This is a genomic window from Brasilonema sp. UFV-L1 (assembly GCF_012912105.1).
Lineage (GTDB): Bacteria > Cyanobacteriota > Cyanobacteriia > Cyanobacteriales > Nostocaceae > Brasilonema.
The window spans coordinates 55,118-76,875 of record NZ_QMEA01000022.1; the positions used below are offsets into that span (position 1 = coordinate 55,118).

Sequence of the window (21,758 nt, forward strand, 5' to 3'; positions counted from 1 at the left end):
GTGGGCACTGCCTACCAACATTAAAATGAGAGTTTGCGATTTTGATGGGCAGTGCCCACCCGAAAAAAATAGCGTTATTGATAGTGATGCATTCCGGTGAGTCACTGTTTACTGTTCACTGCGGCTGGTACTGCATTACCCTTTCACAATTTTGGGCACAGTCCAAACCTTTGAACCTTCTTTGAGCGCTTCGTTATTTTTGAGAGGACGAGTACCACCAAAACCCTCTTCCATCACATCATCTTGACCAATTTCTGGCAACTTTTTTCTTAATTCTTCAACAGTTGTACCTTCTGGTAAATCTACCAGTTTGCCATTAATAACTGCTCTCATTTAATTTCCTCACTGTCTTCTCAAGAGTTTGATTGGCAGAAATATGACGTTGTAAGTTTTACCCCACCCTAACCCTCCCCTTATAAAGGGGAGGGAAAATATGATGTTGTTGAATTGAGTGCCCACTCAAAATGGATATCAGCAATTTTTGTAGCAATTTTTGTAGGGTGGGCACTGCTTAGCGATCGCACCAAATTCCTATTTTTAGGTTATGGACAGTGCCCACCGACGTGCCCTTCCCACTAGGGTTTTGAGAATGGTGCAAGTTCTCAGGCAGGGAAAATATCATGCTGTTGAATTGAGGCAAACTTTAACTCTGTAGATTCCGTATGTTGTTGAGGCTGATTGTTGTCATATTCAGGTAGATTCTTCATGCTAAACAGAAACGACAAGCCTACCAAACCTATCACACTGCTAATCTTGAGAAATAGCAACTGTTTAGCTTGCTTTGATGTCATCTCCTCCAAAAAGCCAATTCTTTTATCAAGCTTTTGCACATAGGATTTAGCACTAATTACCTCCTGGGTTACTTTTTGCAAATATTGTGTGTAGTCTTGTTTGCTAAGAACAGTCACCTGAGATTCTAAAGATTCACAACGTCCAATTATTTTCTCAGTCTTTTGTGTTAGTTCTTCTAGCTGATTGAATTCTTGATTAATTAACTTGCCATTCACTGTTTTCATGAACAACTCCCTTGTTTTTTCTGACTGCATTTATCAATCAAAAACATTAGAACTACCAATGCGGTGAAAGTTTTGGTTAGTATCATGTTGGTCAAATTTATCAAACACCTCAGTTAAATCCACCACACTATTAGCTGAATTTTTTAACTCACTTCCCAGAGATTGTTCGACAGAAGCGACTTCAACCCGCATTCCTCTTCTTCTGAGTTTTTCTGCTAAATAAGCAAAATCAGAATCTCCTGTCACCAAAACAACAATATCTGGTTTCACTTCTAAAGCCAATTCAATCGCATCCATCGCCATCACAACATCAACATTATTCTCGTATTCTTCTCCCTTAGCTTTACCTTCTTTAGTCACAACTAAAAAACCATTACTTCTTGCCCAGTAGATAAATTTTTCTTTACTTTTTCGCTGTTCTTCAAATCTTTCTTTTGCAGGGGGTAAACCAAGATAAATCACCATGTCTATGAGTTCTCTCCCCTCTTTTGGATCTGCTAAATAGTCCCGCACTTTATGCCAGTTTATTTTACGATTAAAATTTTGTGCAGCCATAAAGGTGTTATCACCATCTGCAAGAATCATGACTCGACGAGGACTTATCATACACTTTCACCATTTCTTTTGGGTTTGTGTTTTCTTATTTCCGATTAAAACTCATGGGTGGAAAGTGCTCTTTCCTCTACTCAAATTCCCTCGTTCTTCAGATTCTCTCGTTCTTCAGATTCTCTCGTTCCTATGCTCTGCATAGGAATGCCTAAAACGAGGCTCCGCCTCCCAATTATTATATTGATATTGAGGCAGAGCCTCAAGTTATGCATTCCTAGCCTCTGGCTGGGAACGAGAAATTTCTCTCGTTTCTCTCGTTCCTATGCTCTGCATAGGAATGCCTAAAACGAGGCTCCGCCTCCCAATTATTATATTGATATTGAGGCAGAGCCTCAAGTTATGCATTCCTAGCCTCTGGCTGGGAACGAGAAATAGGATTGTTTTTGGAAATTTCACACATGTAGAGACGTTGCATCCGAAAGTTCTACAAATGCATGCAACATCTCTACAAAGGTTACCGTTCTTGCAAATTATCTTATCTGAACGGTATTGTCCCATAACTGGAAATATCACTTTCCACCTACTCACTACATTAAATACATGAAAGTCAAAGATTAGTGAGTCGTAGAAATGAAACTTACTCAATTATTCCCAATCACATTAGTTTTATCTATGGGGTGCATCTTGACTGGAACAACTAGCAAACAACCTCTACTGCGAGTGTTGGGTGAAATCACTGCTTTGGGAGCTATTTCTAGAGAAATGCTAGTCAAACAGCACCAACTAGATGCCAATCACCAAAAGCAATTAACCCTCTTAACGAAAGAGAATACCTGCTTGCAAGCTAAACTCTCTGATGCACAGTGTGAATTTAATAAACTTGAGAAAAAAGTCAAAACTCAAAACACCTGTCAGCGTCTTTATCTTTCTAAAATCGATAAGTTGCAGCATCAACAAAAGGTAATTTTAGGAAATATCGCTCAACTACAAGAGAAGTTAGCTAAGAAAACGACTGCTAAATCTGAAATTGATCAACAAGTTTTTAAAAAACCATCAGTGAAATCTCTTCCCGAGACTCAAACATCGGTAACTCGTGTTTATATTGATGGCAATAATTTAAGTTTTGCTCTCGATAGCTTGCAGATTGAGGCAGATTATAATGCTTTGCGGGTAGAACTTTCTCAAAATGCAACTGTTACCACTTTTAAATATTACACTGGTGTTCATTCACCCATGAGTGAAGGACAAAAACGTTTTATTAGTTATTTAGAACATTTGCGTTATGAAGTCATTGGACTTCCTATTTTACCTCGACCTGATAGCAAGAATGTCAAAACTGTTGGTGATGATGTCAAAATTGCTGTCGATATGTTGGGAGAAGTGAAACCGCAAGATAAGGTGATTCTTGTGAGTGGTGATGGTGATTTTATTCCTGCTATTGAGGAACTTCAACGACGCGGTGCTCAAGTCACGGTTATTGCGAAGAAAACAATGCTGAGTGAGCAACTTTCCCAAATAGCTGATGATGTTGTTTTGTTAGATGATATCCAATATGAAATCGCTAAATACAGAAAGTTTAATGCGGCTTAAGTAGGTGGGCGGGAAAATTTATCAGTATGTCCGCAGCGTGCCCGGAGGGCATACGAAGCGACAGCGTAGTGTAGCAATCACAAGATATGGGATTGCTTTGCTCCACTACGTTGCGCTCGCAATGACAATTCATAACCTGGATTTGATACAACTTACACATTTGGGATGCTCCCGTGCCTTGGTGCGTTCTGTTCTCAACTAAATATTCCAAAATTCCTGCGCCATTGCTTCAATCGTTCTTTCTAAAGAAGGCAAATAGTTTTCAATGACATTCCAAACAATATCAAGGTCTACACTTAGATATTCGTGGGTTAATCTATTACGAAAGCCAGCAATATTACTCCATTCTGTCTCAGGGTATGCATTTTTCCAATCAGTTGGTAATTTTTGTACAGACTCACACATCACCTGAATATTTCTTCAAACTGCATCTTGGGTTTTAATATCATTAAAAAATACTTCTTTACCTTCAAATGTATATTGCTTAATTCTGTTGATACAATCCCGAATGTGAATAAGATAAATCCGACTGTCTTTCATAAAGGAATAGCCTCTTTTAAGACTTGATCTTGAATAAAATAATGTAAAGAATTAGTAGTTACCACATCAACCTTCCGATTCAACAAAGTTTCTAACTCTTGAACCAAGCCACCAGGAAACCAAGGTGTAATTTTATTCAAGTCATAATCAATCAAAAAATCAATATCACTGCTTGGTGTTTCTTCTCCTCTAGCTACACTACCAAAAATTCGGATATTATAAGCACCATGTTTAGCAGCAATACTGATAATTTCTGCTCGTTTTTCTTGGAGAAGTTCTTTTAATCCCATTTTTTACTTTCTCTTATAAAACTACAGCTTATTTTAAAACATCATCTTTAATCACTGTTTCCAACTAATCCGATTTAACCCAATCGGTAGGGGAGATGGTGGGGACGAAGCAAAGCCTAGTCTTACTGGTTTCCAACTAATCCGATTTAACCCAATCGGTAGGGAATTGAGCTTGCATTATTGTCTCCTGTAAAACTTGAGAGTTTCCAACTAATCCGATTTAACCCAATCGGTAGGGCAGTAGTGAAGATCAGGGTAAAAGCTCTGAAAAGTTTCCAACTAATCCGATTTAACCCAATCGGTAGGGGCAGATTGCTATAAAAAGGATAAAGATGGGAACATAACTCGTTTCCAACTAATCCGATTTAACCCAATCGGTAGGGTACAGCTTTCTCCCATACAAACAGCGCTATCGCTAATCGTTTCCAACTAATCCGATTTAACCCAATCGGTAGGGCATTAAATGAAGCGGCAATCAGCCAGATGCTCTTTAATGTTTCCAACTAATCCGATTTAACCCAATCGGTAGGGGTCATTATGTCTAACTTCGCAAACGCTAATCCTGTTGTTTCCAACTAATCCGATTTAACCCAATCGGTAGGGAATGGAAAAAACGCAGCTGCCTTTGACCCTATAAACGTTTCCAACTAATCCGATTTAACCCAATCGGTAGGGCAGTTAATTAACTTCACTATACGAGAAAACTATACAGAGTTTCCAACTAATCCGATTTAACCCAATCGGTAGGGTTGCAGGAACAGATGATGCATTTACGCAAGATGAGCTTGTTTCCAACTAATCCGATTTAACCCAATCGGTAGGGGCGGCATAATCGCTGTTACTCGTGAAGGAAAAGAAGTTTCCAACTAATCCGATTTAACCCAATCGGTAGGGAGGCAGTAATTTCCGCTTTTGTTTTGTGTATTTCTTTGTTTCCAACTAATCCGATTTAACCCAATCGGTAGGGCGGCAAAAAAAGAAGAAAAAACCGACACAAAAAGTTTCCAACTAATCCGATTTAACCCAATCGGTAGGGAATTGTTTTTTTTGCCGAACAGCCTGAAGAAAAAGTTTCCAACTAATCCGATTTAACCCAATCGGTAGGGTACTATCATAAGTGTGTTAGCACTTGTGACAATTATAGGTTTCCAACTAATCCGATTTAACCCAATCGGTAGGGAGACAGTAAACCAAAACGATCCTGACGTTCAAACACGTCAGGTTTCCAACTAATCCGATTTAACCCAATCGGTAGGGTGGTGCAAAAAAACAAAGATAGAATTCTTTTGGTAAAAACGTTTCCAACTAATCCGATTTAACCCAATCGGTAGGGTGGTAATGTGTTAGACAACAATTAGTTCATGTTGTAAGATTAAGGTTTCCAACTAATCCGATTTAACCCAATCGGTAGGGGCAGGAGAAAAAATTATAGTTGAGACATGTACTAGCGTTTCCAACTAATCCGATTTAACCCAATCGGTAGGGAAATGAGCAAAAGAAAGAGATTATTGGAACCTACTTGTTTCCAACTAATCCGATTTAACCCAATCGGTAGGGAAGGGAGTCCTAGGCAAACGATTGCCTGAAGAGTTTCCAACTAATCCGATTTAACCCAATCGGTAGGGGGGTATACCAATACAAAAGGAGAAACACCCATGTTAACGGTTTCCAACTAATCCGATTTAACCCAATCGGTAGGGAGTTTGAAAAAAGCTCTTTTTGCTACCTCTTTCATCGCTATGTTTCCAACTAATCCGATTTAACCCAATCGGTAGGGTCTTGCTGATCAAAAATCTAAACCAGTATCGCAAGAGGTTTCCAACTAATCCGATTTAACCCAATCGGTAGGGTGTTTTCACTGGGCACGACCCCGTGCCTGAAGGAGACGGTTTCCAACTAATCCGATTTAACCCAATCGGTAGGGTACTTAAAGAAACCGGAGAAAAGTGGGAAGCGATTCACGTTCCCGTTTCCAACTAATCCGATTTAACCCAATCGGTAGGGCATCACTCCTCAGTATTGGGTAGGGGGTTATCCTAAAGTTTCCAACTAATCCGATTTAACCCAATCGGTAGGGTTGTAGTACAAGAAGTCGTCCGTATCGCTTAACTTCGTTTCCAACTAATCCGATTTAACCCAATCGGTAGGGAGAAGTTGAGTTTGATTCTAGTTTGCCTGGCTCAAGAGGTAGTTTCCAACTAATCCGATTTAACCCAATCGGTAGGGGAGTTAACTAAGAATACTGGGGAAAAATGGGAAGCGATTCGTTTCCAACTAATCCGATTTAACCCAATCGGTAGGGTACCAATTAACTGCACACCATTCTGGGTTACTTTGAATGTTTCCAACTAATCCGATTTAACCCAATCGGTAGGGACTTTATCGTTGCAGCTGGTTCAGTTGACGGAGTTTTAGCCTGTTTCCAACTAATCCGATTTAACCCAATCGGTAGGGTTACTATTGCTACTTCTCTATTTACAGCTTTCTCCCATAGTTTCCAACTAATCCGATTTAACCCAATCGGTAGGGGTTACCGAGGAGTGGCTAAACAGGCATGATTTAAAGTTTCCAACTAATCCGATTTAACCCAATCGGTAGGGGACAGCAACGCTTGCTCAAACGTTAATGGGCTAACGTTTCCAACTAATCCGATTTAACCCAATCGGTAGGGTCAAACCGGCGAAATCGTTGAGTTAATTTCTTTAAGTTTCCAACTAATCCGATTTAACCCAATCGGTAGGGTCGCGGTACAGTAGAGATTTGTCGGGGAGATAAGTGTAAGTTTCCAACTAATCCGATTTAACCCAATCGGTAGGGCGCTTCTGGCACGCTATATACCCAAGTTCTTTAAACTGAGCGGTTTCCAACTAATCCGATTTAACCCAATCGGTAGGGTCTTTTGCCAATAGCCAAGAACTTTCTTCTTTGAATTCTGTTTCCAACTAATCCGATTTAACCCAATCGGTAGGGGCGAGAATGATCGTCGAGGTCGGAAACCGCTTCTAGAAGGTTTCCAACTAATCCGATTTAACCCAATCGGTAGGGATAACTCAAGTTCTTGCAGAGGAAACACCTCCAAAGTTTCCAACTAATCCGATTTAACCCAATCGGTAGGGTTCTCCTAACGAAGTTGTAACTAAGTTACAAAATGAATTGTTTCCAACTAATCCGATTTAACCCAATCGGTAGGGAGGCAATCAAGCCTAAAAAAAGCCGTAGGCATTTGGGATTCGTTTCCAACTAATCCGATTTAACCCAATCGGTAGGGGTTTTAAATCGTCGTTCTTCTATCCAGCAACAGAAGTTTCCAACTAATCCGATTTAACCCAATCGGTAGGGCAAAAATGTCCCTACCAAAAAGGTCTTACTTTGGAGAACCGTTTCCAACTAATCCGATTTAACCCAATCGGTAGGGTGCTAGCGCTGAATCAGCATGGCAGTATACTGCTGAAAGGGAGTTTCCAACTAATCCGATTTAACCCAATCGGTAGGGGGGTATTTAAACCTCGTGATGCCGAGAGTAAGGTTTCCAACTAATCCGATTTAACCCAATCGGTAGGGGTGACAAAACTGATAGCAACAGGCAGCGTAGTGATGACGTTTCCAACTAATCCGATTTAACCCAATCGGTAGGGACTTGGGACAATAAGAAAGTAGAAGAGAGCCCTGAGGTTTCCAACTAATCCGATTTAACCCAATCGGTAGGGTACCACGGAACAGCTGAACAACTACGACAACAGACAGTTTCCAACTAATCCGATTTAACCCAATCGGTAGGGAAGCAACTTCAGTGATGCTGATCAATCTTCTAGCGTGAGTGTTTCCAACTAATCCGATTTAACCCAATCGGTAGGGGCTGCTTCCTTGTTTATTTCCGGCGTTGTTCTCATTTCGTTTCCAACTAATCCGATTTAACCCAATCGGTAGGGAAATCAATTACAATTCGGTTTTTCTTGACCTGTAACGTTTCCAACTAATCCGATTTAACCCAATCGGTAGGGTAACCCAGAATGGTGCAACGGTAAGTGCAGGAATGTTTCCAACTAATCCGATTTAACCCAATCGGTAGGGTGGCAACTGTTGCTAACCAAGACCTAGCTACTGCTATGTTTCCAACTAATCCGATTTAACCCAATCGGTAGGGGTTAATTTAGGAATTGATTACTATGCCTCAATCTAGGTTTCCAACTAATCCGATTTAACCCAATCGGTAGGGTTCTTCTGTCTTCGCACAGTCTGCTCCTAAAGCTACTACAAGTTTCCAACTAATCCGATTTAACCCAATCGGTAGGGGGTTCGTCTAGCAGCCCTTACCCAGTAAGGGTTCCAGCCGCCAAATCGACACCACTCTCAAATACATTATATATGTTGTGCGAAATTGAGCAAAACACATACCTCAAATCCTTGCCCTACAAGCAATCGACACCACTCAACGAAAAATATAGGGTTTCGGCGATTTGGCGAGTGGTGTCGATGCACCATCTAAAAATCACCCCTAATCTTCCCCAAACCTAGATGACATAATACTTTGGCGGTGGTTGGGGAGACTCACCACCAATTGTTAACACCCTGGAAACCGCCTCCTGCGATATCCAGTAAAACCGCACATTATCCTCCACAGGTTTAACTAACTTTTTTACCTTTTCATGAAGTTCTCGCATTTCCTCCAAACTGAGAAAACACTCAAACACAGAAAGTTGGACTCTTCGCCCATATCCCTCCAGGAAATTAGATAACTTCGTGCGCCTTTTATCATTAGGAATATCATACACAATAAGCACCAGCATGAAACAATTAGATAATATAAATTCATGAAAATACCAGTTTTTTAGGATAATTCAAAACAAAGCAAGCATATTAAATGTGTAAGTTATATCAAACTTAGATAATGACTTGTCCACAGCGATCGCTGTGGACAAACATGTTTTTACAAAATTAGGATACTCCCAATTCAAAATCTAAAATCCTTAGACTGCTCTTAAAAAAGGTTCATATGGAACCCCAGACAACAAACACCGTTTATATCGTCTTACTTGTAATTGAATCGCATGGCGATAGGTTGTTTGAGATTGTAAATCTGGATGAGATATCTCTTCATTCATCCTGGTTTCAAATTGTTTAAGAAAGACTCGTCTGGATGATTGATTTAAATAAACTCCTCCCGTGCTAGGAACTATGTCAAAATCTTTGGGCTTGAGTAAAGAATGATTAATAATATTTAAAACCAAACTATCAACAACGACAGACCTCATTTCCTCCATTAAATCAAACGCTAAATAAGGTTTCTGTTTCTCCCCATAGTGAAAATTCCCCAAATAAGGAGAAAGTCCTTCAGCGACAAGAAAACTTAGAACATTATTAAATAACAGCGTGTAACCAAAACTCAATAAAGAATTTACTGGATCCGTGGGTGGTTGACGGTTACGTAGAGAAAATTCAAACTTGGAATTAGTAATTAACTGACTAAAAGCCGGGAAATATCTTGCAGCAGCGATTCCTTCATAACCGCGTAACGTATCTAAATTATCTACTAAATCGAGCGAGTCGATATCTTTACTGATTCCATAAATAGGTTTTTCCACTTCTGTGATTTTGCGCTTACGGTTAAATCGCAATAATAGCTGTTTGGAATTCATCAATTTCCCGAAAACGATCGCTCTGGAAACCTGAAATTGAAAGTAGTCATCCTTGCGTCTCTCAATCTGGATTAATTGATTATCTAAATTCGTTGACTCTTCACTCCATAAATGACCATGATATTGACCACTCTGACTGAGAAATACAACAGGTATTTGTTCTTGTAAACAGACTTGTATCACAGGAGTGGATAGTTGAATATTACCAAAAACGAGAATTTGCTGAACTTCTCGAATGGGAACTTCAAGTTTTGGTTTTTCTGAAACATGAATGATAAAGCGTTGGTAGTCTTTATAAATATTTGTGCCTTGTTCAATCAGATAAATAGCTGCCATTTCTTGATGCCAAATATTTTTTTGAAAAGGACTGTTATCCTCTTCGGTTTGAAGAGGTGATTCTGTTTCTATTTCCGCGAGGAAGGGTTGATGTAGAGTTGCAATATTTCTTAAATACGCGATATCCTCGTTTTCAGACTCCAGGTTAGGAACGATTTCAGAAATGTTTTGCTTCTCGTTACTTGGAGGTAGAACCTCCATGACTGCATTCCCATGCAGAGCATGGGAACGAGATGAATCATGATTTGGATGGGAACGAGGTGACTTGGTATCATACTCTGCATGGGAATGAGGTGAAATAGTGTTTAATTCTACAATATTGTCCTTAGTTTTCTGGCTTGCGTTCTCAGATTTGGGACTTTTTTTTTAGTGCTATTTTGAGGTTTATTTTGTTTTTCAAGAGCAGATTTCAGCTTCTCCTCGTCAACATTCACAGGAAAAATAGCATTCTCTAAAAAACCATGACCTAAAAACCGAAATCCACGCCCAAAATTAGTAATTTGGGTTTTCTCTGTATTCATCGTCAAGCCCATCGAATCCAATAGATTCATGATTTCTGATTTAGCTTCTAAAATCCGCTCTTGAGTCAGCGATAAAACCAGAAAATCATCTGCATAACGCACGAGTTTTAAATCAGTCGCACTCACCCATTCATCAAACTCATGTAGATAAATATTTGCCAAAATCGGGGAAATCACTGCACCTTGAGGAATACCTTTTTGCGGTAAGACTAACCCTTCTGCAGTTAACACCCCGACTGATATCCAAGATTTAATCAAACATAAAATTCCCGGATTATCTATATATAACCTGACTTCTTTTAATAACCTGTGATGGTCGATATTATCAAAAAACTTGGCGATATCCGCATCTAACACCCAGTGATATCCCATATCTCGCCAATCAGCGATTTTTTCTACTGCATTGAGATAAGATAAATTAGGACGATAAGCAAAACTAGCAGGCGAAAATTTATCCTCCATTAACGGATACAGTATATTCAATAAAGCCTGCTGCACAATTCTGTCTCGTACAGTTGGTATTTTTAACTCTCTTTGAGTGCCATTTTTTTTGGGGATAATCACCTGCTTGCAAGGAGAGGGTTGATAAGTACTATTAGCGACAGCATTGAGTAATTGATAAATATTTACGATTTGATTGCGAGCAAAACTATCAATCGTTTCTCCATCTACTCCTGCACAACCGCGATTTTCGGCTACTTTTTGCCAAGCATTTTGAAAATTCTTAAGATCGAGAAACTTGCTAGCAATATCAATCATCTTTCACCTTCTCCCACTCACCAATAATGCGATTTAATTCCTTTACTAACCAAGAATGAGCATCAGTTTCTAAAAACAAAGCCAGCAAAGTGTGGTAATACCATAAAGTTCCATCTTTACCACCTTGAAACTTTTGCCAAGTTGCTTCTCCTTCTTGATGTAAATCTTTCAAAATACAACGCGCATTATGCAATTTATCCGCTAGCGCTACCCTACGAATCGAAGCTGAAGCATGACGCAATTTTTCAATATATTGCTGTTTGCGTTCTTGCCAAGGTGGCTTTGGTATTGTATCTGCATCAGTACAACCATCAACTATTTCACAGACTCTTTCACCAAACATATTGAAAATGACTTGGCGGGTTGCTTCCCCTCCTTGGTCTTCAATGGCATCATGTAATAATGCTGCGATCGCTTCATCTTCGTCGCCACCATCTTCTAATACCAGCGCTGCGACACTTAATAAATGGCTAATGTAAGGTACATTACCTCCTCCTTTTCTAATTTGTTTGGCGTGAAGTCTGGTAGCGTAAACCAAAGCTTGTTCAAAACGATGAGTTAATTTTGATGTTTCTGTTGCGTGTAAGTTCATGGTGTGATTTCCCTGATTATTTATAAAACTTGTAAATAAAGCTTGTAAGTCGCTTCTATATCTTTTGCCATGCGATCGCGAAAATGCCAAGGTAAAATAACCTCTACCTTAGGTCCCCAAGCCCGCAAACGCATGACGATGTTATTATCATCAACCCGATAATCGACTTTGCAGTAAATATCGTTTTTTGAGCGAGATTGTAAGGTTGAAAGCAGAGATTTTTGTTCTGCTGATGCTGAAGGAGTGTAAGCTTTCACCAACTTCTCAACTTGTTGGAGAGAAATTTGTGTAAACATTTCCTCGCGTTCGGTTCCTTTAATGTTATTTTCATAAAAATACTGTTCAAATTTCAATACCAGTAACTCCTGTGGTTGATAAATATCAAATCCCCAAGCGGCTGCCATTTTTTCTTTAATATCATCAGGAGTTGGTGGATATTTGCCCTGACATTTATTTATAAAGTGTTTAGGAATATTTGTCTCATCTATATTTTTCGGTAATTCATCTAATTCGAGAATTCGGTCAAGGCGATAATCATACCAATCTATTTTGCAATCTATTTTGCTCCAACTCTTTTTGTCATCTGGCTTGGGAGTTTGACCATAAGCAAATAGATAAGGTGCGCGTTGGTAGTAGTAAATGCAAACCGGGTAAACAATACAATCAACAGTATCATGATATAGTTTTGCACTCTGATAACTTAACTTCACCAAGGGTATCTTATCTTGTGCCCAAAGTTTTTTTAACTGTTTTTGCAGTGATTCAACGCGCTCATATAGTCGAGGATGAACGATGTATTCTGCGTGAATCAAAAATCGCTGAATACCATTAATGGGTTGAGACAATGAATGATTGAAAGCAGATAATTCTTCATTTGTGAACTGTTCAGAAGGATTTTCTACCTCTTCAAGACGCGCTAAGAAGAATTCCGGGAATTTCTCGACTTTCAAATATTGAACTTGATTGACTTCTTCTTGATTGCTTGCTTTTTTTAACCATCCCAGATTGACTAATGATTGAAAATCATATTCTTTCAAATTTCGACTTGTGACAGCAAATAAACGTCCATCAGATAAAGTTTTAGAAAACCTTTGAGATTTTTGATGAGATTTTTGGCTATTCCTGGTAGTCACTGAATCATCATCTGGTTGACTACTGTTTTGGGAATTACTAATTATTCCCGTCAAAAGTAAACATTCTAATTCATCAGACTGAATAGAATAATACTTTTGGAAGGAATCAGACCATTTCCTTTTCTCAATACCTAGAGTTGATGCAAACAACCACTCAGTTAATTTTGTAGCGCAGCGACATTGTTCATGATGTAAAATTGGAGCTTTGTCGCGTGAATGTTGCTTTATCGCATCCAGAAAAAATAAATCGCGCCATTGAAAAAAAGTAAATCCTTCTTTTAATTCTAATTTTACTTCATCAGCATCATCTCCATAGATAGAACGTAAAATAACCCATAATCTTACCGCTTTCGCCAAATTTTGTTTTAACGAACCTGGCGTTAACAACTTTAAAACTTCTACGCTGGGAGGATAATTAAAAACTTCTCTCTTCATAGTGCTGCTGCTTGCGGGTGTATGTTTCCAGATTAACAGCAGCTGGAAAAGGCTATTTCCATCTCATCCTAAATTCCGGCTTGAAGAGGATCTCTGACATCTTGCAGTATTCTCAACAAGACTTAAAAAACCGGGTTTCTAAACGAAAAATTAAGGTTTTCAAGAGTTATCATTCTCAAGAAACCCGGTTTTTGCTCCTGGTGCAAGATATAAGATCTTCTTCCTTTCCCCTTTATAAGGGGAAAGGTGCCGAAGGCGGATAGGGGTAAATCACGACTATCGGGTAATATAAATGACTTTCAACAGTCGATTCCTAATTGATCTCCGGAAATTTTAAATTACCTAATGCGGCCACTTCCAGTTTTGAATTTCCGGCATATCCTCACCGTACTTATTAATGTAGTGCTTATGTTCAAGAAGTTTGTCTTGCAACATCTGCTTAACATAAGCCGCCTTATAACCCAATTTTGGCACGCGATTAATCACGTCCATCGCCAGGTGAAAACGATCCAAATCGTTAACGACAACCATATCAAAAGGCGTAGTCGTCGTTCCCTCTTCCTTATAACCCCGCACATGCAGATTTGCATGATTCGTGCGACGGTAACTCAAACGGTGAATCAGCCAAGGATAACCGTGGAACGCAAAGATAATCGGCTTGTCAGTCGTGAAAATACTATCAAAGTCTTTATCGCTGAGTCCGTGGGGATGTTCACTTTCAGGTTGAAGTTTCATCAAGTCTACAACGTTCACCACCCGCACTTTCAAGTCTGGGAAGTTTTGGCGCAGAATGTCCACAGCTGCTAAGGTTTCCATTGTGGGAATATCTCCTGCACACGCCATCACCACATCTGGTTCACTACCTTGGTCATTACTTGCCCAATCCCAAATACTGAGACCTTTGGTACAGTGCTTGACTGCTGCATCCATATTTAGGTATTGTAAAGCAGGTTGCTTCCCAGCAACAATGACGTTTACATAGTTGCGGCTTCGCAGACAGTGGTCAGTGACTGACAGCAAACAATTAGCATCGGGGGGTAAATACACCCGAATCACTTTTGCTTTCTTGTTAACAACAATGTCAATAAAACCAGGGTCTTGATGAGAAAAACCGTTATGGTCTTGTCGCCAAACGTGAGATGTTAGCAGGTAGTTAAGCGAAGCAATTGATCTACGCCAAGGAATGTCCAGACAACTGTCGAGCCACTTGGCGTGCTGATTGAACATTGAGTCTACAATGTGAATAAACGCCTCGTAGCAGGAGAAGAAGCCATGACGACCAGTGAGAAGGTATCCTTCTAACCAACCTTGGCAAGTTGTTTCACTGAGGATTTCCATCACCCGACCTTCAGCAGACAGGTTGACATCATAAGGATATCTCTCGGCTTCCCAAGTCCGATCTGTTACCTCAAAGATAGCATCCAAGCGATTTGATTTGGTTTCGTCTGGACCAAATATACGGAAGTTGCGGGACTCCAGATTTCGTTTCATGACATCCCGCAGGAATTTTCCTGTCACCTTCGTGGCTTCGGAAATAACTTTGCCTGGTTCAGAAACTTCAACACCATAATTCCGAAAATCAGGCATTCTCAAGTCACGCAGCAGAAGACCACCGTTAGCATGAGGATTATCACTCATGCGTCGCTTTCCTTTAGGAGCCAGTTCTGCTAGTTCTGGAATAAACTTGCCATTTTCATCGAAGAGTTCTTCAGTTTTGTAACTCTTCATCCAATCTTCTAAGAGTTTAATGTGTTCTGGCTTGCTTGACAACTCGCCAAAAGGAACTTGGTGCGATCGCCAAAAATCTTCTACCTTCTGGCCATCAACTTCCTTCGGTCCCGTCCAACCTTTGGGGCTTCTCAAGATAATCATCGGCCATTGCGGACGTTTGCTCAAGCCATTGTTACGCGCCTCTTCCTGAATTTCTTTGATTTCCTGAATCACAGTATCCAAAGTCGCCGCCATCAGCTGGTGCATTGTTTCCGGATCTGATCCTTCTACAAAATAAGGCTTGTAGCCGTAGCCGACAAATAAACTTTCTAATTCCTGATGACTTAACCGCGCCAGCACTGTTGGGTTAGCAATTTTATAGCCATTGAGATGAAGGATAGGGAGAACAGCACCATCATACACAGGGTTAAGGAACTTATTAGAGTGCCAACTCGTTGCTAAAGCCCCCGTTTCCGCTTCACCATCACCAACAACGCAAGCAACAATCAGGTCGGGGTTGTCAAATGCAGCGCCGTATGCATGAACCAGGGAGTAACCAAGTTCACCGCCTTCGTGGATAGAACCGGGAAGTTCAGGGGTACAATGGCTACCAACACCGCCAGGGAATGAGAATTGTACGAAGAGTTTCTTCATTCCCTCAGCATCTTGGGAAATGTTGGGATAGTATTCGCTGTAAGTACCTTCCAGGTAAGCATGTGCAACTATTCCAGGACCACCATGACCAGGACCAGCAATATAGATCATATTCTGGTCATAGTTTTTGATCATCCGGTTGAGATGAACATAGATAAAATTAAGACCTGGAGTTGTTCCCCAGTGACCTAGAAGTCTGGGTTTGATGTGTTCCAGCTTCAGCGGTTCTTTGAGTAGTGGGTTGTCGAGTAAATATATTTGTCCTACTGAAAGATAATTAGCTGCACGCCAGTAGGCGTTCATTTTCCGCAGTTCTTCACCTGTTAAAGGTTTCGTTTGTGGAGGACTTGCTAGAGTCATATCGAACTCCCTAATTTCCACGAATTTTTACTAAGCAAGTTTAGTGATTTGCAGCATAGAGGTCATCTTACTTATGACACACTATGTTGCTATCCTTGAACTCAACAGGTAAGTATAACATTTGCACAAAAATGATTGCTCAACCCCAACATCAACTCATGACTCCCCAGGAGTATCTGGAATGGGAGGAACAACAACCCATTAAGTACGAATATATTAACGGGGAAATTTTCGCTATGACAGGGGGAACTATCCCTCACAACGATATTGCCCTAAACCTTGCATCTGCGCTCAAAAATCATCTACGAGGTAAGGGATGTAAAGTCCAAATTGCAGATGCGAAAGTGGGAGTTTCACTTGAGGGACCTTTTCACTATCCAGATGTGATGGTGAGTTGCGATCCACTAGACCAAAAAGCGCGTAAAGTTATTTATCATCCCTGTTTAATTGTAGAAGTGTTATCTCCAAGTACAGAAGCATTCGATAGAGGAAAGAAATTTAGGCATTACCGTCGGATTGATACCTTAAAAGAATATGTTCTCATTGAAGCAGATAAAATGAATGTAGAATGCTATCGACTCAATGAGAAAGGAAAATGGGAACTCACTTCTTATTCACTTGAAGAAACGATAGAAGACGAAACAGAACTAGAAGTGTACTTAACCAGCGTTGATTTCCATTGTCCTATTTCTTTGCTGTATGAAGATGTTGTTTTTCCTGAAGATAATCCAGGAGAAATTTCTGATGACTAGCTCATCATCATTCGTGATTTACAATCAAGTCCGAACAGTATTGCGTATTTTTTGAGAATAAAAAGAAGCTGATTCTTCGTTTTTAGCACACTCTTGTGTAAACTTAATCAGATGGTGTCCAACCAGTCCAACGTTAATTAATTCCTCGATTTTACCAGCTTTCAAACTCGGTAGTGCCATCTTCCAAAAAGTCTTGCGATAATTGCCCAATATACCTACTCGCACTAGAAGATTAGTCAGAATCGTGAAACCTTTCTTAATATTTGCCCAAGAAGTGCGAGCTGGGCTATTAGGAACTTTTATCCGGTTAGAGTAGGTATGCTCCATATTGTAAGCATAACGCTGATAGAGAAATTCCGGCTCATACGCTGTTGTAATACAGCGACGCCACATCTCAACAACTTGTTCGTAAGGCATTAAAAACTTGATATTGGACTCGCGATTTTCATCAAAGACGAGTCGCTGTTCTTTTTCTAACCTGCGCCACAATGGAGTTTTCGGCAATGCATGAAGTAGGTTAATTGTCAACATAGGAATTTGAGAATGACGAATAAATTCCAGAATTTTATCTGCAGTTTCTGGTGTATCTGTGTCAAAGCCAATGATGATTCCTGAGACAACCTCCATACCGTAGCTATTGAGAACTTTAACGGCATCAAGAATTGGCATACTGAGGTTATGAGTTTTGGAAATTGCGTTGAGTGCTTGAGGTTCTGGCGTTTCTATCCCGCAGAAAACTGTACAAAAATATGCCTCGCGCATCATTTCCAAAAGTTTGGGACTTTGAGCTAGATTCAATGTAGCTTCGCAAGCAAATTGAATGGGATATCCATTGCGTTTTTGCCAATCAATCAGGTGAGGAAGCAACTGCATGACAGCACGGCGATTACCCACAAAGTTATCATCGACAAAATACACTGCCCCCGGATTTCCATGTTTCAACATCGCATCCAGTTCAGCGAGAACTTGTTCTGGAGTCTTCAGACGGGGATTATTGCCATAAAGTTCAGGTATATCACAAAACTCACAATGATATGGACAACCACTGGAGAATTGAATATTGGCAAGAAAATATTGATTGAAGTTGAGCAGGTGATAAGCTGGAGTTGGAAATTCGCTCAGGGGTAATCGTTCTTTGGTTTCAAAGCGGATTTGGTTTTTGGGGCGATCGCCTTCTAAATCCAAATACTCAATCATCCGATCAGTTGCATCTCCCAACTCACCCAAATGTAAAATATCAAAATCGGGATAATATTCAGGACAACCAGAGACTGAAGGACCACCGACAACTGTGATTTTATCTTCTCGATGAGCAAGTTCGTTAATCTGATTCATCTGCGGTCGTTGGATATGCATCCCACTGACAATCACCACATCTGCCCATTGGTAATCACTTCTTGTTGCAGGACAGACATTTTCATCAATAAAACGGACTTCCCATTCTTGAGGTAAGTAGGAAGCCACAACTAAAATGCCTTGTGGTGGCATAAAAGCCCGAACATCACCTCTTAAAGCGTAGGCGTGGTGAAACGTTCCAAATGAACGGCTGTATTTGGGAAAGATGCAGAGAATGCGTCGATGATAGCGCGGAATATAGCCAGTGTTCCGAGTCGTCTTTTTAAAAACAGGTTTTTCTAAAGACATCACGTAACTATTCATCGCATTCACTCCACAAATCTGAACAGCTAACTAGTTAAAAACCTTTGCAAAATTGTCTGTAATTTCCATTAGCTTACCGCCTTTTGTCAGTTTCAGTCGTCGTCCACGCCATTCAATTGTGTTCCCAAATAAGCCGCAGCACCAGATGACAAACCCAATCAGGTCGCGTAGAGGGACAATCCAGAAAAACTTTTGAACACAAGCATCTTGAAGATACCTCACACCAACAACCCAGCCCATGACTAATCGCATCACCCAAGTGATAGCTAGCACAACACAACCGATGGTTGACCCACCTGTCGCAATCAAAAAGAGTAAGCTGGTAACAGTGCCATAAGTAAAAATGAGTCCTAGATAACCCCAAAAACGAGAAACTCGTATACAACGTGCCCAGCGAATTTGACGCTGGATAGAATCTGTGATGGTGCTAGATGCCAGTACATGTTCTACTATATAATTTGAAAGAATAACCTTGTAACCTGCTTGAGCTGGTAAGTAGCCAAGTTGAAAGTCGTCTGCCAGATAATCGGCGATCGCCTTAAATCCTCCAATTTTATCAAGCACTTGTTTGCGAATCACAATCGTTGAACCAAGAGCAAACTTTATCCCTTCTATTTGATTGCTGACTAACACACCTGGATGAAAATCAGTCGCAATTCCAACAGCTTCCAAAATCGTTGCCCATCCTTTGGCTAAAGAACGATACAGACAAGTGACAACACCAACATTAGGATCTTGTAGTGGTTGGATGACTCTTTGCAGATAATCTATCCCAACTCGAATATCGCTATCAGCAATCACCAAGATTTCATATTTAGCTTTCGTGACCGCGTTAGCCAAATTGCTCACCTTAGGGTTAGTGCCAATAGTCTCTTCACAGACAACTAACTGAATATCTAACTCTGGAAAATCGTGAATGATTTGCTTGACAACTAATATACTACAGTCCAATGGGTCACGAACGCTAAAAATAATTTGATAGTTTGGGTACTGTTGTCGGCAAAAGGAAGCTAAGTTTTCATAAGCTTCGTCATCCAGCCCACAAAGTGGCTTGAGGATGGTAACCGGCTGTTGAAAATTTAACTCTACATGGGGATGGTAGAAAGCAGCACTCATCCCTGCATAAATTCCATAGCTGTAATACAAGACAGCCGACATACAGAGAATCAAGAGTAAAAAATCGATAATAGTCAGACTAGTGAAATGTTGAAGTAAAGCGGTTCCCATAATTCTGGTGGATACAGCATATGCGTTTTACAAATGATCTGCACATCAGTTTATGACCTTTGTATATAAAAGATATGACTAAGACATGAAAAAATGACGATTTTTGAGTGATACTATAAAAAGTTTTTATATTTAATTTTATTCTATTTCGTAAGAGTGCAAACTCAATCGGTTTGCCATGTACTGTTATGAATTTAATTTCCTTTCTTGTGCGTTCTTCTTGGCGAATGATGGCGATCGCAGTTGTCACCGGATTTCTCAGTGGTGGCAGTAGCGCTAGCCTCATCGCCCTCATCAGTACTGCAGCAAGTCGCACTACTGGTGAGGGCCTCACAACCATCGCTTGGGGTTTTCTCGGTCTAGCATTAGTCGCACTGATTACTAGCGTGCTTTCTCAGGTCATGTTGATTCGCCTCTCTCAGCATGCTGTCTTCCAATTACGGATGCGCTTGAGTCAGCAGATTCTCTCTTCCGGCTTGAGTCATTTAGAACAGCTAGGAAATCCTCGACTCTTAGCAACCCTCACCGAAGACGTACAGACAGTTGCGAATGCTGTCCACCAACTGCCTTACCTTTGTATTGATATTGCTATAGTAGCAGGTTGCTTTCTATATATTACTTGGTTATCCTGGTTAGTACTTCTGATGGTGATAGGACTAGCAGTAGTCGCAATTGGGAGTTCCCAGTGGCTGTTAATACGAGGAGAGAAATTCCTTGCTCTTGCCCGAGAAGACCAAGATATCTTATTTCAGCATTTTCGTACAATTACCGAAGGAATTAAAGAACTCAAATTACACTATAAGCGGCGTCAAGTCTTCGTTTCTAAAAACCTGCAATCAACAGCAGCCACCTTCAGCCGTCACAACATTCAAGGTTTAACCCTATTTACATCAACAACGAGTTGGGGAAGACTTTTATTTTTTTTCGCGATTGGTTTTGTATTATTCGCACTTCCTCATCTATTCACCATCAGTCCCCAAACTCTTTCTGGCTACATCTTGACATTTACATACTTGATGATGCCAATGAACAACCTTGTAGAGAACCTCCCTATCATTAGCAAAGCAAGCATTGCCTTACAAAAAATAGAGTCACTGGGTTTATCTTTAGCAAATCAGGCTGAACAATCAACAGTTCCACCAGAAAGCAAATCTTCCTGGCAGTGCTTACAATTTGTAAATGTGACTCATACTTATCGCACAGAGCAAGAAGACAGTCGTTTTCTTCTCGGTCCTATTGACTTAACATTTTATCCCCAACAGCTGGTGTTTATTGTTGGAGGAAATGGAAGCGGTAAATCGACTTTAGCCAAACTCATTACAGGACTCTACATTCCGGAAGCTGGAGAAATTTTCTTAGATAAAGAACTGATTACCGAACAAAATCGAGAATGGTATCGCCAACATTTCTCTGTCGTCTTCTCGGACTTTTATTTATTTGAAGAACTGCTAGGATTAGATAATCCTAACCTAGATGTTCAAGCTCAAGAATATTTGAAACTACTTCAACTCGACCATAAAGTCAAAATAAAAAACGGCAAACTTTCCACCACAAACCTTTCCCAAGGACAGCGCAAACGACTAGCATTGCTAACAGCATATTTAGAAGATAGACCAATTTATTTATTTGATGAATGGGCAGCAGACCAAGACCCGACATTTAAAGAAATATTCTACACTCAACTGTTACCAAAACTGAGAGATAAAGGTAAAACAGTACTGGCAATTACCCACGATGACCGCTATTTTCATGTCGCAGATCGGATAATCAAACTAGAGTATGGTAAAGTGGAGTTTGATAAAAAATATAATCACTCAAATCTATAGCAATCTTATTTGATTTATTAAAATTCCAAGATACAGATACTCGACTTCTTTAAAAAGTCAGGTATCTTACTTTTTCACGAATGATTTCTAACTGCTATATAGCAATCCTATATAAGAGACCTCTTGCATAAATACTTAAAATGTCATGTTGAGCGGAGCGAAACATCTCGTGA

At 40.1% G+C, this 21,758-nt stretch carries 16 protein-coding genes and 1 CRISPR repeat array; of the genes, 3 read left to right on the forward strand and 13 right to left on the reverse strand.

Going from position 1 to position 21,758, the window contains the following annotated elements:
- Positions 1–135 precede the first annotated feature (135 nt).
- The 3 genes from DP117_RS09865 to DP117_RS09875 form a co-directional block, all read right to left on the reverse strand.
- Positions 136–333, reverse strand: coding sequence for a hypothetical protein (locus DP117_RS09865; protein ID WP_048866656.1), 198 nt, complete (start codon positions 331–333; stop codon positions 136–138).
- 269 nt (positions 334–602) lie between these two features.
- Positions 603–1,016: a hypothetical protein gene (locus tag DP117_RS09870; RefSeq protein ID WP_169218139.1), complete on the reverse strand. Its 414-nt coding sequence runs from the start codon at positions 1,014–1,016 to the stop codon at positions 603–605.
- A gap of 33 nt (positions 1,017–1,049) precedes the next feature.
- On the reverse strand, positions 1,050–1,622 hold the full coding sequence (locus tag DP117_RS09875; RefSeq protein WP_169218140.1) for an NYN domain-containing protein: 573 nt from the start codon (positions 1,620–1,622) through the stop codon (positions 1,050–1,052).
- Positions 1,623–2,195: 573 nt separating this feature from the next.
- On the opposite strand from DP117_RS09875, the gene DP117_RS09880 reads away from it, so the two are divergent.
- A complete protein-coding gene (locus DP117_RS09880; protein WP_169218141.1) occupies positions 2,196–3,155 on the forward strand; it encodes an NYN domain-containing protein in 960 nt (319 codons plus the stop codon).
- 198 nt (positions 3,156–3,353) lie between these two features.
- Here DP117_RS09880 and DP117_RS36100 read toward each other — a convergent pair whose 3' ends face one another.
- From DP117_RS36100 to DP117_RS09920, 8 genes are all read right to left on the reverse strand, one after another.
- Positions 3,354–3,563: a HepT-like ribonuclease domain-containing protein gene (locus tag DP117_RS36100; RefSeq protein ID WP_339381138.1), complete on the reverse strand. Its 210-nt coding sequence runs from the start codon at positions 3,561–3,563 to the stop codon at positions 3,354–3,356.
- Between the two features lie 128 nt (positions 3,564–3,691).
- A complete protein-coding gene (locus tag DP117_RS09890) occupies positions 3,692–3,985 on the reverse strand; it encodes a nucleotidyltransferase family protein (protein ID WP_169218142.1) in 294 nt (97 codons plus the stop codon).
- A 56-nt stretch (positions 3,986–4,041) separates the two neighbouring features.
- A CRISPR array of direct repeats spans positions 4,042–8,278; the repeat unit is 36 nt; unit sequence GTTTCCAACTAATCCGATTTAACCCAATCGGTAGGG.
- A gap of 218 nt (positions 8,279–8,496) precedes the next feature.
- The gene (cas2, locus tag DP117_RS09895; RefSeq protein ID WP_169218143.1) at positions 8,497–8,772 is read right to left on the reverse strand and encodes a CRISPR-associated endonuclease Cas2; all 276 of its coding nucleotides are present in this window, start codon (positions 8,770–8,772) and stop codon (positions 8,497–8,499) included.
- 180 nt (positions 8,773–8,952) lie between these two features.
- A complete protein-coding gene (gene cas1 / locus DP117_RS09900; protein ID WP_248277603.1) occupies positions 8,953–10,158 on the reverse strand; it encodes a CRISPR-associated endonuclease Cas1 in 1,206 nt (401 codons plus the stop codon).
- A 110-nt stretch (positions 10,159–10,268) separates the two neighbouring features.
- Positions 10,269–11,237, reverse strand: a complete 969-nt coding sequence (locus tag DP117_RS09905; RefSeq protein WP_169218144.1) for a reverse transcriptase domain-containing protein — start codon at positions 11,235–11,237, stop codon at positions 10,269–10,271.
- Positions 11,230–11,829 carry an HD domain-containing protein gene (locus DP117_RS09910; RefSeq protein ID WP_169218145.1) on the reverse strand — a complete coding sequence of 200 codons (600 nt, stop codon included), beginning with the start codon at positions 11,827–11,829 and terminating at the stop codon, positions 11,230–11,232. Before DP117_RS09910 ends, DP117_RS09905 begins: the two co-directional genes overlap by 8 nt.
- Positions 11,830–11,849: 20 nt before the next feature.
- Positions 11,850–13,397: a TIGR03985 family CRISPR-associated protein gene (locus tag DP117_RS09915; RefSeq protein ID WP_169218146.1), complete on the reverse strand. Its 1,548-nt coding sequence runs from the start codon at positions 13,395–13,397 to the stop codon at positions 11,850–11,852.
- 342 nt (positions 13,398–13,739) lie between these two features.
- Positions 13,740–16,121 (reverse strand): phosphoketolase family protein, encoded by a 2,382-nt coding sequence (locus DP117_RS09920; RefSeq protein WP_169218147.1) that lies wholly within the window; start codon positions 16,119–16,121, stop codon positions 13,740–13,742.
- Between the two features lie 131 nt (positions 16,122–16,252).
- Between DP117_RS09920 and DP117_RS09925 the strand changes: the two genes are divergently transcribed.
- On the forward strand, positions 16,253–16,873 hold the full coding sequence (locus tag DP117_RS09925; protein WP_169218159.1) for a Uma2 family endonuclease: 621 nt from the start codon (positions 16,253–16,255) through the stop codon (positions 16,871–16,873).
- 24 nt (positions 16,874–16,897) lie between these two features.
- Here the strand turns inward: DP117_RS09925 and DP117_RS09930 are convergent, their stop codons facing one another.
- Both DP117_RS09930 and hpnI read right to left on the reverse strand, forming a co-directional pair.
- Complete coding sequence (locus tag DP117_RS09930) at positions 16,898–18,532, reverse strand: B12-binding domain-containing radical SAM protein (protein ID WP_169218148.1); 1,635 nt, start codon at positions 18,530–18,532, stop codon at positions 16,898–16,900.
- Between the two features lie 30 nt (positions 18,533–18,562).
- On the reverse strand, positions 18,563–19,759 hold the full coding sequence (gene hpnI / locus DP117_RS09935) for a bacteriohopanetetrol glucosamine biosynthesis glycosyltransferase HpnI (protein WP_169218149.1): 1,197 nt from the start codon (positions 19,757–19,759) through the stop codon (positions 18,563–18,565).
- Positions 19,760–19,947: 188 nt separating this feature from the next.
- Here hpnI and DP117_RS09940 point away from each other — a divergent pair, with 188 nt between their 5' ends.
- A complete protein-coding gene (locus DP117_RS09940) occupies positions 19,948–21,585 on the forward strand; it encodes a cyclic peptide export ABC transporter (protein ID WP_169218150.1) in 1,638 nt (545 codons plus the stop codon).
- Positions 21,586–21,758: the final 173 nt, after the last annotated feature.

Coding starts and splice junctions, on each gene's coding strand:
- DP117_RS09925 (WP_169218159.1), top strand. CDS start 16,253: ATGATTGCTCAACCCCAACATCAACTCATGACTCCCCAGGAGTATCTG.
- DP117_RS09915 (WP_169218146.1), bottom strand. CDS start 13,397: ATGAAGAGAGAAGTTTTTAATTATCCTCCCAGCGTAGAAGTTTTAAAG.
- DP117_RS09920 (WP_169218147.1), bottom strand. CDS start 16,121: ATGACTCTAGCAAGTCCTCCACAAACGAAACCTTTAACAGGTGAAGAA.
- DP117_RS09880 (WP_169218141.1), top strand. CDS start 2,196: ATGAAACTTACTCAATTATTCCCAATCACATTAGTTTTATCTATGGGG.
- cas2 (WP_169218143.1), bottom strand. CDS start 8,772: ATGCTGGTGCTTATTGTGTATGATATTCCTAATGATAAAAGGCGCACG.
- DP117_RS09930 (WP_169218148.1), bottom strand. CDS start 18,532: ATGAATAGTTACGTGATGTCTTTAGAAAAACCTGTTTTTAAAAAGACG.
- cas1 (WP_248277603.1), bottom strand. CDS start 10,158: ATGGAGGTTCTACCTCCAAGTAACGAGAAGCAAAACATTTCTGAAATC.
- DP117_RS09940 (WP_169218150.1), top strand. CDS start 19,948: ATGAATTTAATTTCCTTTCTTGTGCGTTCTTCTTGGCGAATGATGGCG.
- DP117_RS09905 (WP_169218144.1), bottom strand. CDS start 11,237: ATGATTGATATTGCTAGCAAGTTTCTCGATCTTAAGAATTTTCAAAAT.
- DP117_RS09910 (WP_169218145.1), bottom strand. CDS start 11,829: ATGAACTTACACGCAACAGAAACATCAAAATTAACTCATCGTTTTGAA.
- DP117_RS09865 (WP_048866656.1), bottom strand. CDS start 333: ATGAGAGCAGTTATTAATGGCAAACTGGTAGATTTACCAGAAGGTACA.
- DP117_RS09890 (WP_169218142.1), bottom strand. CDS start 3,985: ATGGGATTAAAAGAACTTCTCCAAGAAAAACGAGCAGAAATTATCAGT.
- hpnI (WP_169218149.1), bottom strand. CDS start 19,759: ATGGGAACCGCTTTACTTCAACATTTCACTAGTCTGACTATTATCGAT.
- DP117_RS09875 (WP_169218140.1), bottom strand. CDS start 1,622: ATGATAAGTCCTCGTCGAGTCATGATTCTTGCAGATGGTGATAACACC.
- DP117_RS09870 (WP_169218139.1), bottom strand. CDS start 1,016: ATGAAAACAGTGAATGGCAAGTTAATTAATCAAGAATTCAATCAGCTA.